Below are 13,829 nucleotides of genomic sequence, written 5' to 3' on the forward strand. Positions count from 1 at the left end.
TAAATTGATTAGGTGATTATTTTTTATTATTTAGTTTTTAGGGGTGTCAATATATCCAGAAAGAATGTTTTGTAAACTCTTATCTTCAATATGAACATCACCATCTTTTAGAACCTTAGAAACAACGTTATGAAGTGTATCACTATCATTCATTCTTTGGGTTGCTAATTGATCTTTAACTTCTGCTTTGTGGTCGTTTAAAGATCCCTTAGATGGATGGTTAACCATTTCGATTACTTGGTAACCTTCCTTAGTCTTAACAGGGGTCTTAGTATATTCACCATTCTTAAGCTTAAATGAAGCTTTCTTGAATGATGAATCAACCGTTGAATTACTGTTATCAAATGCTGGTAATTTACCACCATCATTTTTATTTGAAGAGTTGATTGAGTATTTCTTAGCTAAAGTATCCCATTTTTGACCATTATCCAAGTCTGAGATTACAGTTTCAGCTGTACTCTTATCTTTAGTAACGATTGCTTTAACAGTTACCTTAGGTTGATAACTCTTAAATTGCTTTTCAAGATCTTTGTTTGAGAAGCTTGTTTTATCTAGGACAGCTTGTTTTAATAATAAATTATCTCTAATTGAATCTTTAAGCTGTGATTCAGTCATACCCTGCTGTTGTAACATAGCAGAGAATTGACTACCATATTGTTTTTTGTATTTATCAAGTTGACTGTTTACTTCTGATTCTTTAACTTTATCTCCGTATTTATGTTCCAATACTTTGTTTAGAATCATTTGTTGAAGTTCTTGCTTACCTTGTTGGGTACCCTTCATTTTGTTGTAATATTGTTCTTGAGTTATTTTTCCGCCATCAGTTGTGGCAACAGTTTTACTACTTTCACCACATGCAACAAGTGAAAGACTCATAAGAATACCAGTTGCGCCAACAGCCCATTTTTTCTTACTCATATATACACATCCATTCTTAAAATTTGAAGATTTAAATTCTCAAAGAAAGATAATCTTACTTACAAATATACCATATCTAAATTAATGGTGATTATTTACTAATTAAATTTAATCTTATTTTAATCTTATTGTCTAATTTTATTTATAATTGAATCTTGGATTGCTTGATATTTAGATTTATTATAATCGTTTTCATTATTGCCAAAATGAATTGAAAAATCATCATCTTTTGTATAGCGTGGAATAAGATGAAAATGAGCATGAAATACTGATTGATAGGCTAATTCACCATTATCATTTACAATATTCATTCCCTTGATTTCAGGATTTGAATCTTTAATAGCTGTTGCAATTGCTGGTATTCTTGCGAATACTTCGCCTGCAGTTTTGGCATCGAAATCATAAATATTTTTAATATGTTTTTTGGGAATCACTAATGTATGTCCAGGTGTAGTTTGTGAAATATCAAGAAATGCTAAAACTGCGTCATCTTCATAGACTTTATAACTAGGAATTTCACCACTTACAATTTTACAAAAAATACAATTTGAATCAGTCATAGATAAAGCTCCTTTCTCTGTAAGTATACACTATCTTATAAAATTATTGAGCTTTGCCATATGATATAATTAGCTTAATTACTATATCTTAATGAGTTGGGAGTGTTTCAATGAGTTTAGAAGTTAATAAGTTGACCGGTGGATATTCTAGTATTCCTGTTTTAAAAAATGAGAGTTTCGATGTTAAAGATGGGGAACTAGTTTCTTTAATTGGCCTTAATGGAGCTGGAAAATCAACTACCATTAATCACATTATGGGTTTAATGACACCATTTTCTGGAACTATTAAAGTAAATGGGATTCAAATTAATGAAGATGTTGAAAAATATAAGCAGGAAATTGCTTATGTTCCTGAAATGCCAATTTTATATCCTGAATTGACTTTAAAGGAACATATTGATACTACAATCATGGCATATAATCTTAATTATGCATCAGCTTGGGAGAAGGCACATCAATTATTAAAGACTTTTCGGTTGAATAATAAATTAGATTGGTTTCCAGCTAATTTTTCTAAAGGAATGCGTCAAAAAGTCATGATTGTTTGTGCTTTTATTACTAACGCTAAATTATTTGTGATTGATGAGCCATTTTTAGGATTGGATCCATTGGCAGTAAATGATTTACTTAAAATAATTGAAAATAAGAAAAAAATGGGTGCCAGTATTTTGATGTCCACTCACGTGTTAGATACTGCTGAAAAATATTGTGATCGATTTGTATTGCTTAATGATGGTAAAGTTAATTACGAGGGAACAATGACAGATATTAAGCAGCGATATTCAAATTATGGAAATTCATTAAATGATATTTATTTAGCATTGGCAAGGAATGATAGTCATGAATAAAATTTTTAGAAAGAGACTTAATTCTCACATAATGGAAATGGTTAAATATTTACGTTATGTTTTTAATGATTTTTTTGTAATTGCGTTAATGTTTTTTATTGGAGCATTAAGTCTTTCATATTCAAATTTATTACGTAATTTACAGACTAACTTGTGGTGGGAACCATTATTAGTAATTATCGTTATTTTATTTTCAGTTCATTTGGGAACAATGGTTACGCTGATTAAACAACCAGATCAAGTGTTTTTAACGCCCAAAGAATATGATTTTAAAAGCTATTTTCAAGCTGCATTAAAATATAGCTATTTAATGGCATCACTTATTCAATTTTTGGTTTGGTTTATTTTATTACCTTTTATGAGTATTTCCTTTGGATGGAAGACCCTATATTTAGTATTTGTATTAATTCTGATGTTATTAATAAAGTTTTATTTGTTAGAAATAGAATTTTTGCAAATTAGACGTTCTCATCCAAGTCCATTATTGAGAAAGATGCTATTTAATTGGATTATTCCAATCGGAATTTTAGGAATAGCATTTTATATTGGGTTACCAACAGCCCTTTTTTTAACATTAGTTTGTATTTTTGGAGTTACTTATGAAAAATTACATCAGTTTAATGTAGTTAATTGGCAATATGTAATTAATACCGAAGATAAGCGTATGAATCGTGTTTATCGTTTCTTCAGTTTATTTACAGATGTCCCATCATTACCATCAAAATTGCATCGGCGTAAGTATTTGGATCCATTATTAAAACCACTAAAAAAAGATCAAAAGCATTTGTTTTCTAATTTATATTTACGTACTTTTATTCGTGATAATGATACAAGCTCCTTATATTTCAGACTTTTACTAGTTGGATTTGTTTTATTAGTTTTTGTTAATAATCAAATTTTAGCAATTTTAATTTCAGTTTTATTTATTTATTTAACCGGAATTCAAATTATTCCGTTTTTTAATTATTTTGATGATAATGTTTTAATTCATATTTATCCAGTTAATGAAAAGATTAAAGTTAAAAATTTCAGAAAATTGCTTCAGTTATTATTAATGATTGAAATGTTACTTCTTTTAATCGGGATGTTAATTGCTAAAGATAGTTTGCAAACAATTTTAATTTCAATTGTACTATGGTTAATAGAGATTTATTTTTTAACAGTTACACTTTTAAATAAAAAAAATAAAAATTAGAATTTGGGAGATTAATTATGAGGGTTAGAAAAAAGAAATGGGCAATTCCATACATGGATAAACATCCAGAATATTTAATTAATGACCCAGAAAAGTATTTAGGAAAATGGGAAAATAGATTTAAAAATAATGCTCCAATTCATGTTGAAATTGGTTCTGGGAAAGGTCAATTTATTATTGGAATGGCTAAAAAGCATCCAGAAATTAATTATATTGGAATTGAAATTCAAGATTCAGTACTGGCAATGGCAGTAAATAAAGCAGTTGATAATCAGCTTCCCAATGTTCAATTAGTTTTAACTGATGGTAAAGATGTTGATAGTTTTTTTGAAAAGGGTGAGATTCAAAAACTATACCTTAACTTTTCTGATCCTTGGCCTAAAACTCGGCATGAAAAACGACGTTTAACTTCACCAAAATTTTTACAAAGCTATCAAAATGTTTTACCTAAGAATGCTGAGCTAGAATTTAAAACTGATAATCGGGGACTTTTTGAATATTCATTGGTTAGTTTAAATAATTTTGGAATGAAATTTAGTTCTGTTAATTTAAATCTTCATCATAGTGATGAAGAAATTATAGCTAATAACGTGGAAACTGAATATGAAGAAAAATACAAAGAAAAAGGCCCAATCTATAAGATTGTGGCCCAATTTACTTAAATAATTATTCATAACTATCGTTAACTAGTTTGATGCGATATATTTCTCCGATTTCTGGAGTAAATAAGAAAGTATAGGATTCTTTCAAACCAGTTTCTTCATTTTTAATAGTTATACCGCATTCATATTCAAGACCATTATGGTTATCAAAATCAATCCAGTAACCATTAATATTTTGATTACCAAATTCTTTTTTTATGGAGTCGGTTAACCTTTTTTTTACTAATTCTTGTTTAGCTTGTTTTCTTTTTTTGGCAAAAACATAGACTGAGGTACCTGCAACTGACAATAGAGTTGGAACTATAAATTTAGGTTTGAACAATTGATTTGCCCCTTTCTTTCATTTAAATTTAATTATATAACAAATTGATTAATCGTGGGCTATAATAGAATAGAAAGGAGTATTGTACTATGGAACAATTACCAGTAATGAACGCACTTGAATTGAACAAAAAAATAAAAAAAGGTAAATATATTTTATTTTTTACCGCTGGCTGGTGTCCAGATTGTAACTTTATTAAACCAGTAATGCCAGAAATCGTAAAAGATTATCCAGAATACACATTTATCAAAGTCGATCGTGATGATAACATTGATTTATGTAAAGAATTGGATGTTTTTGGTATTCCTAGTTTTATTGCATATGATAATGGCAATGAAATTGGTCGCTTAGTAAATAAAAATCGCAAGACTAAAAATGAAATTGAAGAATTCATTAATTCACTCTCAAATAAAAAATAATACTAAGGAGAAATGATTAAATTGATGATTACAAGTTATAATCCGAAACAAATTGGTGATGTTTTGATTGTTGTATTAGGTCCTAAAAAAGGAAAACAACAAATCAATAAAAAAGATGATATTGTTGAAATTAAAGATGAAGACGGAAATGTGATTGGTTACAATATTTTCAATGTTAGCCAAATTATTCCAGATATCCAAAATCATAATGGAAAAGTTGATTTAAATGAAAATCAAATTAACCAAGTAAATGAATTTTTAACTAATCATGGCTTTAATAGTTTATTACCGAAAAAAGTTGAATCAAAATTTGTTGTTGGTTATGTTAAATCAGTTAAAGATCACCCTGATTCAAGCCATTTACGTATTACCGAGACTGAAGTTCAAGATGGTAAGACATTGCAAATTGTTAGTAGCTCTCCAAATATGCGAGAAGGTATTAAAGTAGTAGTTGCTGAAAGTGGTGCAATGATGCCTAATGGTCTTATTATTTGGCCTAGTGAATTAAAATCAGTTGAAAGTGATGGGATGATTTGTTCTGGAAGAGAATTGAGAATTCCTAATGCTCCCGACAAACCGGGGGCATTGATTTTACCTGATTCATATAAAATTGGTGAACCGTTCAATTTTGAAAAAGCTAAAACACTTTTTGACGAATAGTTTCTATTCGTTTTTTTATACATAACTTTTAATTAGGGTGAAAAACATTATGGAACATTATGATGGTCCAGCATTTTTTAGGAAATATTTTAATGGGGAAAAAGCTTCAAGAAATTTTGCAATTAATCAATTTCAAAATAAATCCAACAAAGTTAATATTGAGAAGCAATCAAAGCATTTAAGCAAAAATAATAAAAAAAATACATTTACTCCAAAAGGAAAAGACCTTGGTTTGGTTCAAAAAACCGAGTCCTTCAAACCAATTGAGAGTAATATTAAACATAATTATTACAATTTTAGTGGAAATAAGATTAGTTCACAGTATCTGAAAGCCATTAAAGAATTAGAAAAAAATACAGCGAACTTTATTTTATATGCTGAAAAGCCTAAAATTGGTGTGATTGAATCTAATTCAATCGATTTAATTAATGATGATAAAAAAGCAACCATCCAAACTATAAGTTCGGAAAAAGGCAAAAAAAAATTATATGATCAACAACCGCTTGATGATGATGTTAAATCACAATCACATGAAAACGAAAATGAAAACACTGTGGATAACTTGGAAATTGAAAAGAAAAATCATGTTCATCATAAGGAGTTAGGTCATTCTCTTAGCGATATTTTTAATAATGAAAATGGTTTAGCTGATCATTTACCCTTGTTTAATCAACCTAAGGGAAAAACTGTTAATAATGCAGCTACGTTAAATGAAAATAAGGATGTTGACCATGATCAAATTAAATCTAAAGATGATTTTACGTCAGATCATGATGAGATTAATAATTCATTAATTGATTCCAAGTCTAATTTAAATGATGGTAGTAATAAATTAATTTCTCAAAGTAATGAAAGAGTAGAAGATAACGATAATGTTCGTCAATTTTCTGAACATAATTATCAATTTCCAAGCGACAAGCTTTTAAATCCTCCTGTTAATAGTAATGAAAATAACGATATGGATGAATGGATTGAAAATCAGGCTCAGACATTGGATGATACTTTGCAAGCCTTTCATGTTCAAGGACATGTGACCGATTGGACTAATGGTCCAACTGTAACTCAATTTCAAGTAAAACTTGATTTAGGAGTTAAAGTAAATAAAATAACTAATTTAAATGACGATTTAAAAATGGCATTAGCTGCAAAAGATATCCGAATTGAAGCTCCCATTCCAGGCAAATCAACCGTTGGAATTGAAATCCCAAATCCTGATCCACGGCCTGTAATGTTATCAGAAATTTTGGAATCTTCTTTATTTAAACAAGAAAACTTCTCTACGGACGTTGCATTAGGAGTTAATATTGAAGGATTCCCTGTGACAGCAGATATTCGGAAGATGCCTCATGCTTTAATTGCAGGGGCAACTGGTTCCGGTAAAAGTGTCTTTATTAATAGTTTGTTGTTATCTTTGCTTTATCACGCAACTCCTCGGGATTTAAGAATGATTTTAATAGATCCTAAGGCTGTAGAATTGGCACCATATGATGGGATTCCTCATTTGATTTCTCCAGTTATCTCAGATCCTAAAGAAGCTGCAGCTGCTTTAAAATGGGTTACAACCGAGATGGATAATCGATATGAGCGATTAGCTGCTTCTGGTGTCAGAAATATTGAACAATATAATAAACTAGCACATGAAAATAATCGTGATGTTGATAAACTGCCTTATATTTTAGTTGTGATTGATGAATTAGCAGACTTGATGATGGTGGCTTCTAGTGAAGTGCAGGATTACATTGTTAGAATTACGCAAAAAGCACGTGCAGCAGGGATTCACTTGGTAGTAGCAACTCAGAGACCAAGTGTCGATATTGTAACCGGAACGATTAAAAACAATATTCCAACTCGAATTGCCTTTATGGTTTCAAGTCAGGTAGATTCTCGAACAATTATTGATCAATCTGGAGCTGAACGATTGTTAGGTAAGGGAGACATGCTTTATTTAGGTAATGGAGCTAATAAACCTGAGCGATTGCAAGGTGCATTTGTAACAAATAAAGAAGTTGAAAAAGTTACAGATTTTATTCGTACTCAGGGGAATCCTCATTATGAATTTGAGCCCAAGTCATTATTAAAGAGCGTTGATCAAGCAGCTAGTCATGATGATTTGTGGCAACAAATTTTGCAATATGTTGCCAATGAAGACACGATTTCAACTTCAAAATTACAAAGAACATTTTCGATTGGATATAATCGAGCAGCTAATATTATTGATGATTTAGAAAGAAATAATTTTGTTTCTTCGCAACATGGGGCAAAACCTCGTGATATTTATTTGAATGAAGCTGATTTAAAAAAGCTTAATATTTAGTACTTAGACTTTAGTGTTAGAAATTGATATCATTTGAACTATATAAAATAAAAGGAGAACATCCATAAATAATGATAAATAATGAACCTGAATTAAATAAAGATACAACTTATTTTTTCGTTGGAATTAAAGGAACGGGAATGAGTGCCATGGCATTAGTAGTGCATGACATGGGATGCAAAGTTGAAGGATCAGATATTGAAAAATATACTTTTACCCAAAAGGGATTAGAAGATGAGGGGATTTCAGTATACCCATTTAATCCCGACAATATTAAACCCGGTATGACTTTAATAGTTGGAAATGCTTTTAAAGATGATCAGCCTGAGGTTGTTCGTGCTAAGGAAATGGGATTGCCAGTTTATCGTTATCCAGAATTTTTGGAAGAATTGATTAAAAATTTTACCAGTATCGCTGTTTGTGGAGCTCACGGTAAAACAAGTACTTCTGGATTGTTAGCACATGTTTTGAGTGGGATTGCTCCAACTGATTATCTGGTTGGAGATGGTACCGGTAATGCAACACCTGATGCTAGATTCTTTGTATATGAGGCTGATGAGTATCGGAGACACTTCATGCCAACATATCCAGATTATGCAATTATGACAAATATTGATTTTGATCATCCTGATTATTATAAAGGAATCGATGATGTTTTTGATGCCTTTCAAACTTTTGCTTCACACGTTAAAAAAGGAATCTTTGCTTGGGGTGATGATCCTTATTTACGAAAAATTGAAGCTGATGTTCCAGTTTATTACTATGGTACAAAAGAAAAAGATGATTTTCGTGCTACTGATATCAAAAGAACGACTACTGGATCAACTTTTAACGTTGTTTTTCGCGGCAAAAACTTAGGTCGCTTTGAAATCCCATTATTTGGTGAACATAATGTACTTAACACCCTTGCAGTAATAGCAGTTGCTTACTTTGAAGAAGTTGATTTAGATGAAATCAAACGAGAATTATTAACTTTTAAGGGAGTAAAAAGACGTTTTTCTCAAATTAAAATTGGTGATATGACAATTATTGATGATTATGCTCATCATCCATCTGAAATTAAAGCCACTTTAGATGCAGCAAGACAAGAGTATCCTAATAAAGAAATCATTGTAGTTTTTCAACCACATACTTTTAGTAGAACAATTGCTTATTTAGATGATTTTGCCAAAACTTTGGGTAAGGCTGACAAAGTATTTGTAACTAAAATTTATGGATCTCCCCGTGAGAAATCTGGCCATGTAACTAGTCAAGATTTGGTTGATAAGATTGATAATGGTAATTTGATTAGTGAGGACAATATGTCTCCATTGCTAGATTATAAAAATGCTGTAATTATTTTTATGGGTGCTGGGGATATTCAGAAATATGAAAGAACATATGAAGAATTACTTAGTCATTTAAGTAAAAAAGTAAATTAGAAACTTTATTTAACACTTTTACCACCTTTGGTGTTATGATTCAGTTAAGATGACGGTAACTCAACAGGCATTTTAGGTTTTTAAACACGAATGAATTAGAACGAGTTTGTTAATTAATAATTAATAAAAATTTTTGATTTTTTAGTTTTAAAGTAATGAAATAATAATAGTACTGATTAATTTCTTCCTGTCTGTTAGAGTTATCGTTATCAAGAGAATATATTCTTGCCGTCCTGCTGTGGCCACAGCAGGACGTTTTTTGTTTAAAAATTTTAGTTAACAATATTAGATAATCGTCATGAAGTATAATAAAATTAGTATAAAAGATTATAATTATGATGAAGTAAAGATATTTAATATCAATAAATATTATTCCTAGAGGAGTTGCATTTATGTCCGACAAAAAATTATTATTAATTGATGGGAACTCACTAACCTATAAGGCCTTTTTTGCATTATATACATCACTTGATCGTTTTACTAATCAAGATGGATTGCACACAAATGCAATTTATGGTTTTAACCGTATGTTGGATGATATTTTAGCACAGGTTAAACCAACTGCTGTTTTAGCAGCTTTTGATGCTGGTAAAACAACTTTCAGAACGAAAATGTTCGATGATTACAAGGCTGGTCGTGCTAAGATGCCTGAAGAATTAAAAGAGCAATTTCCTTATGTGATGGATTTATTGCATGCTCGTGGGATTAAAACATATGAATTAAAAAATTATGAAGCCGATGATATCATTGGAACTATGGCCAAAAAGGCAGAGTCAGAAGGATACCAAGTTGAAATAATAACTGGGGATCGTGATTTGACTCAGCTTTGTTCAGAAAAAACAACTGTCTCCGTTTCCAAAAAAGGAGTTAGTGATATTGAAGCTTACACTCCTAAATATGTAGAAAAATCTATGGGAATAAAACCTAGTCAAATTATTGATATAAAAGGTCTTCAGGGCGATAATTCTGATAATTATCCTGGAGTTGAAAAAGTTGGACCTAAAACTGCAATTAAGTTAATTAAACAGTTTGGGACTATTGAAAATCTTTATCAACATTTGGATGAAGTTTCTGGAAAGAAACTAAAAGAACATTTAAAAAATGATCAAGATCAAGCTTTTTTGTCAAAAAAATTAGCTACTATTGATCGAAATACTCCATTGGAAATTAAGTTATCGGAGTTATCATATCAAGGTGCAAATCAAGACGAGCTGATTGATTTTTATAAAAAAATGGGGTTTAAATCTTTTTTAAAAGATTTTGGAAGTGATGAACAAAGCTCAGAGCGAAAACTTCCAAATGTTAACTACACAATCTTAACAGAAGCAAATAGCGATGATTTAAAGCAACTTGGTGACAATTTAACTTTTAATTTAGAAATGTTATCTATGAATTATCATAATGCACAACAAGTTGGTTTTGTAATTGGTAATGGCGAAAAATGGTTTGTTAGTAAAGATTTAAATTTGTTGCAAAATGAAAATGTTAAGAATGTATTAGAAAATGAGTCAATCAAGAAAAATGTATTTGACAATAAATCACAGATTGTGGGTTTACACCGAAATAATGTTATTTTAAAAGGCGTCGATTTTGATATGTTGCTAGTTTCATATTTGTTAAATACGTTAGATAACGCTGATGATATTGGTGAAGTGGCTAATCGACATGGATATGATGGTGTTTTACCTGATCAGGATATTTATGGAAAAGGTAAAAGTATTAAGATTCCTGATGATAAAATATTGTATGAACATATGACTCGCAAGGCTTTGGCTATTAGTAAATTAAAAGATGAAATGTTAGTAGATTTAGAAAAACATCAACAAACTGATTTGTATCGTCAGTTAGAGTTGCCACTTTCACAAGTTTTAAGTGAAATGGAAATTGATGGTATTACTGTTGATGTTGATAAATTGGAAGAGTTAAAGAGTAAATTTACCGAGCGAGTTTCAGAATTAAAACAAACTATCTATCAAGAAGCTGGAGAGGAATTTAACATTGGTTCTCCAAAGCAATTAGGAAATATTTTATTTGAAAAAATGGGATTGCCAGTCTTAAAGAAAACTAAAACCGGTTATTCCACTTCTGTAGATATTTTGGAAAAACTTGCTCCTGATTATCCAATCATTGATAATATTTTGATTTATCGGCAGTTAACCAAATTAATTTCTACTTATATTGATGGAATTAAAGGTGACATTGGAAAGGATAAAAAGGTACATACAAGATATCTTCAAACTCTTACTCAAACTGGTAGGTTATCTTCTGTTGATCCAAACTTACAAAACATACCAGTTCGAACTGAGGAAGGTCGAAAAATCCGAGAAGCTTTTGTACCTAGTCATAAGGGATGGAAATTATTTTCTTCTGATTATTCTCAAATTGAATTACGGGTTTTAGCTGCGATATCAGGTGATAAAAATATGAAAGAGGCCTTTGATAGCGGCGAAGATATTCATGCTGTCACTGCTCGCAGAATATTTGAGCTTGATCCTGATGAAAAAGTAACTCCCGAACTAAGAAGACAAGCCAAGGCAGTAAACTTTGGAATTGTTTATGGAATTAGCTCATATGGATTAGCTCATAACACAGGTATTTCTCCTAAAGATGCCCAAAAATTTATTGATAAATATTTCAAAGAATATCCAGAAGTAAAAAAATATACTGAAGATATTGTTGAATTTGCTAAAAAAAATGGGTATGTTGAGACCATTTCTAAGAGACGAAGATATATTCCGGAAATTAATTCAAAACGCTTCCAACAACGCCAATTTGCTGAAAGAATTGCAATGAATTCACCTATCCAAGGCAGTGCGGCTGATATCATCAAAGCTGCTATGATTAAAATGCAACAAGTTTTAAAAGAGAAAGGAATGAAAGCGAGAATGTTGCTTCAAATTCATGATGAATTAATATTTGAGGCTCCAGAAGCTGAAATTCCAGAATTAGAAAAATTGGTTCCAAAAGTGATGGACTCAATTATGAAGACGAGTCCTTTGCTAAAGGCTTCAGATGTTAACTTTAATGTTCCATTAAAAGTTGAAAGCCATTATGGCGACAATTGGTATGATATAAAAAAATAGATAGTAGGTGTAATGATGCCCGAATTACCAGAAGTAGAAACAGTCCGTAAAGGATTAACGAGTTTAGTTGCGGGAGCAAAAATTAAATCTGTTGAAGTGATTTATTCCAAAATGCTAAATGTTTCACCAGAAGAATTTAAAGAAAAATTAGTTGGAAAAGAAATTATTAAAATTGAACGTCGTGGAAAATATCTTTTATTTCGTTTGAGTGATGACTTAACGTTGGTTTCTCATTTACGAATGGAAGGTAAATACGAGATCCAACCTGAAGGTACTGAACGTCCAAAACATACTAATATTGTCTTTCACTTAACTGATGGACGTGAATTACGTTATAAAGATACACGAATGTTTGGAAAAATGTATTTGGTTAAAAACGAAAATGTCTTTGATTTATCAGGCTTAAATAAAATTGGACCTGAGCCAACTGATAATGACTTGAAATTTGATTATTTAAAGCATCAGCTTCATAAATCCCACCGTAAAATCAAATCATTTTTGTTGGACCAATCTAATTTAGCTGGATTGGGTAATATCTATTGTGATGAAGTATTATGGATGTCTAAGATTAATCCAGAGCAACAAACCAATTATTTAAACGATTCAGAAATTGAATCATTACGTAAAAATATTATTAAAGAAATTGCTGCAGCGATTAAAGGACATGGAACTACAGTTCACTCATATTCTAATGCTTATGGTGAAGCAGGAGAATTTCAAAACCAATTGCATGCATATGGCAAAAAGGGAGAAAGATGTGAACGTTGTGGAACTGTGATGGAAAAAATTAAAGTAGCTCAGCGTGGTACGACGTTTTGTCCAACCTGCCAAGTTATTCATGGTGATTTAAGTGACTAAAATAATTGGATTGACTGGAAGTATTGCAACTGGTAAATCCACAGTTGCAAGAATGATTGCAGAAGAAGGCATTCCAGTTCTTGATTTAGATGAAATTACTCATGATTTAGAAAATCATAATCAAAAAGTCATTGAAATTATTGGAAAATGTTTTGGAAAAAATGTTATTAGTTCTGGAAAAGTTGATCGAAATAAATTGGGAAAAATTGTATTTAGCAATCCTAGTAAAATGAAAGAATTAGTAAGAATAATTAATCCCTTCCTGTTTAAATTGATTGAAAAAAATACTAACGGTTGTTTAACAGTCCTTGACGCTCCAACTTTATTTGAAAATGGATTTCAAATTATGACTGATAATGTTTTGATGGTAACTTGTGATCCGGTGATTCAGATGAGTAGATTACAAAAACGTGATAATATTTCTATTAGTAAAGCTAATCAATTAATCTCAGCTCAATGGCCGCAATCTTTAAAAAAAGAATTAGCTGATGAATTAATCGATAGTTCCAACGGCTTTAAAGATTTAAAACAGCAAGTATTAAAATGGTTAGACAAGCTGAGGTGAGAGA

13 protein-coding genes are annotated in these 13,829 nt (G+C 30.6%); 10 read left to right on the plus strand and 3 right to left on the minus strand.

Annotated features, from left to right (window positions below):
• Window positions 1-30: 30 nt before the first annotated feature.
• Both BHU33_RS01330 and BHU33_RS01335 read right to left on the minus strand, forming a co-directional pair.
• The gene (locus tag BHU33_RS01330) at window positions 31-918 is read right to left on the minus strand and encodes a peptidylprolyl isomerase (RefSeq protein ID WP_054646267.1); all 888 of its coding nucleotides are present in this window, start codon (window positions 916-918) and stop codon (window positions 31-33) included.
• A gap of 125 nt (window positions 919-1,043) precedes the next feature.
• Entirely contained in the window at window positions 1,044-1,478 is a 435-nt protein-coding gene (locus BHU33_RS01335) for an HIT family protein (protein WP_054646266.1), read from the minus strand.
• Window positions 1,479-1,588: 110 nt separating this feature from the next.
• On the opposite strand from BHU33_RS01335, the gene BHU33_RS01340 reads away from it, so the two are divergent.
• The 3 genes from BHU33_RS01340 to trmB are packed head-to-tail and all read left to right on the plus strand — an operon-like array spanning window position 1,589 to window position 4,183.
• Entirely contained in the window at window positions 1,589-2,326 is a 738-nt protein-coding gene (locus tag BHU33_RS01340; RefSeq protein WP_054646265.1) for an ABC transporter ATP-binding protein, read from the plus strand.
• Window positions 2,319-3,521 carry an ABC transporter permease gene (locus BHU33_RS01345; RefSeq protein WP_054646264.1) on the plus strand — a complete coding sequence of 401 codons (1,203 nt, stop codon included), beginning with the start codon at window positions 2,319-2,321 and terminating at the stop codon, window positions 3,519-3,521. The genes BHU33_RS01340 and BHU33_RS01345 overlap by 8 nt, the downstream gene beginning before the upstream one ends.
• A 17-nt stretch (window positions 3,522-3,538) precedes the next feature.
• Window positions 3,539-4,183 carry a tRNA (guanosine(46)-N7)-methyltransferase TrmB gene (gene trmB / locus BHU33_RS01350; RefSeq protein WP_054646263.1) on the plus strand — a complete coding sequence of 215 codons (645 nt, stop codon included), beginning with the start codon at window positions 3,539-3,541 and terminating at the stop codon, window positions 4,181-4,183.
• Window positions 4,184-4,187: 4 nt separating this feature from the next.
• Here trmB and BHU33_RS01355 read toward each other — a convergent pair whose 3' ends face one another.
• Window positions 4,188-4,505: a hypothetical protein gene (locus BHU33_RS01355; protein ID WP_054646262.1), complete on the minus strand. Its 318-nt coding sequence runs from the start codon at window positions 4,503-4,505 to the stop codon at window positions 4,188-4,190.
• Between the two features lie 89 nt (window positions 4,506-4,594).
• Between BHU33_RS01355 and BHU33_RS01360 the strand changes: the two genes are divergently transcribed.
• The 7 genes from BHU33_RS01360 to coaE all read left to right on the plus strand — a co-directional run bounded on the left by BHU33_RS01360 (window position 4,595) and on the right by coaE (window position 13,825).
• A complete protein-coding gene (locus BHU33_RS01360) occupies window positions 4,595-4,924 on the plus strand; it encodes a thioredoxin family protein (RefSeq protein ID WP_054646261.1) in 330 nt (109 codons plus the stop codon).
• A 21-nt stretch (window positions 4,925-4,945) separates the two neighbouring features.
• Complete coding sequence (gene ytpR, locus BHU33_RS01365; RefSeq protein WP_054646364.1) at window positions 4,946-5,584, plus strand: YtpR family tRNA-binding protein; 639 nt, start codon at window positions 4,946-4,948, stop codon at window positions 5,582-5,584.
• A 49-nt stretch (window positions 5,585-5,633) separates the two neighbouring features.
• Window positions 5,634-7,898 (plus strand): DNA translocase FtsK, encoded by a 2,265-nt coding sequence (locus BHU33_RS01370; RefSeq protein WP_054646260.1) that lies wholly within the window; start codon window positions 5,634-5,636, stop codon window positions 7,896-7,898.
• A gap of 71 nt (window positions 7,899-7,969) precedes the next feature.
• Entirely contained in the window at window positions 7,970-9,319 is a 1,350-nt protein-coding gene (gene murC / locus BHU33_RS01375; protein ID WP_056997637.1) for a UDP-N-acetylmuramate--L-alanine ligase, read from the plus strand.
• A 392-nt stretch (window positions 9,320-9,711) separates the two neighbouring features.
• On the plus strand, window positions 9,712-12,402 hold the full coding sequence (polA, locus tag BHU33_RS01380; RefSeq protein ID WP_056997636.1) for a DNA polymerase I: 2,691 nt from the start codon (window positions 9,712-9,714) through the stop codon (window positions 12,400-12,402).
• Between the two features lie 15 nt (window positions 12,403-12,417).
• A complete protein-coding gene (gene mutM, locus BHU33_RS01385; protein ID WP_054646259.1) occupies window positions 12,418-13,260 on the plus strand; it encodes a DNA-formamidopyrimidine glycosylase in 843 nt (280 codons plus the stop codon).
• Window positions 13,253-13,825 carry a dephospho-CoA kinase gene (gene coaE / locus BHU33_RS01390; protein ID WP_054646258.1) on the plus strand — a complete coding sequence of 191 codons (573 nt, stop codon included), beginning with the start codon at window positions 13,253-13,255 and terminating at the stop codon, window positions 13,823-13,825. The genes mutM and coaE overlap by 8 nt, the downstream gene beginning before the upstream one ends.
• Window positions 13,826-13,829 lie beyond the last annotated feature (4 nt).

It is taken from the genome of Fructilactobacillus lindneri DSM 20690 = JCM 11027, from assembly GCF_002907375.1.
Classification (GTDB): domain Bacteria; phylum Bacillota; class Bacilli; order Lactobacillales; family Lactobacillaceae; genus Fructilactobacillus; species Fructilactobacillus lindneri.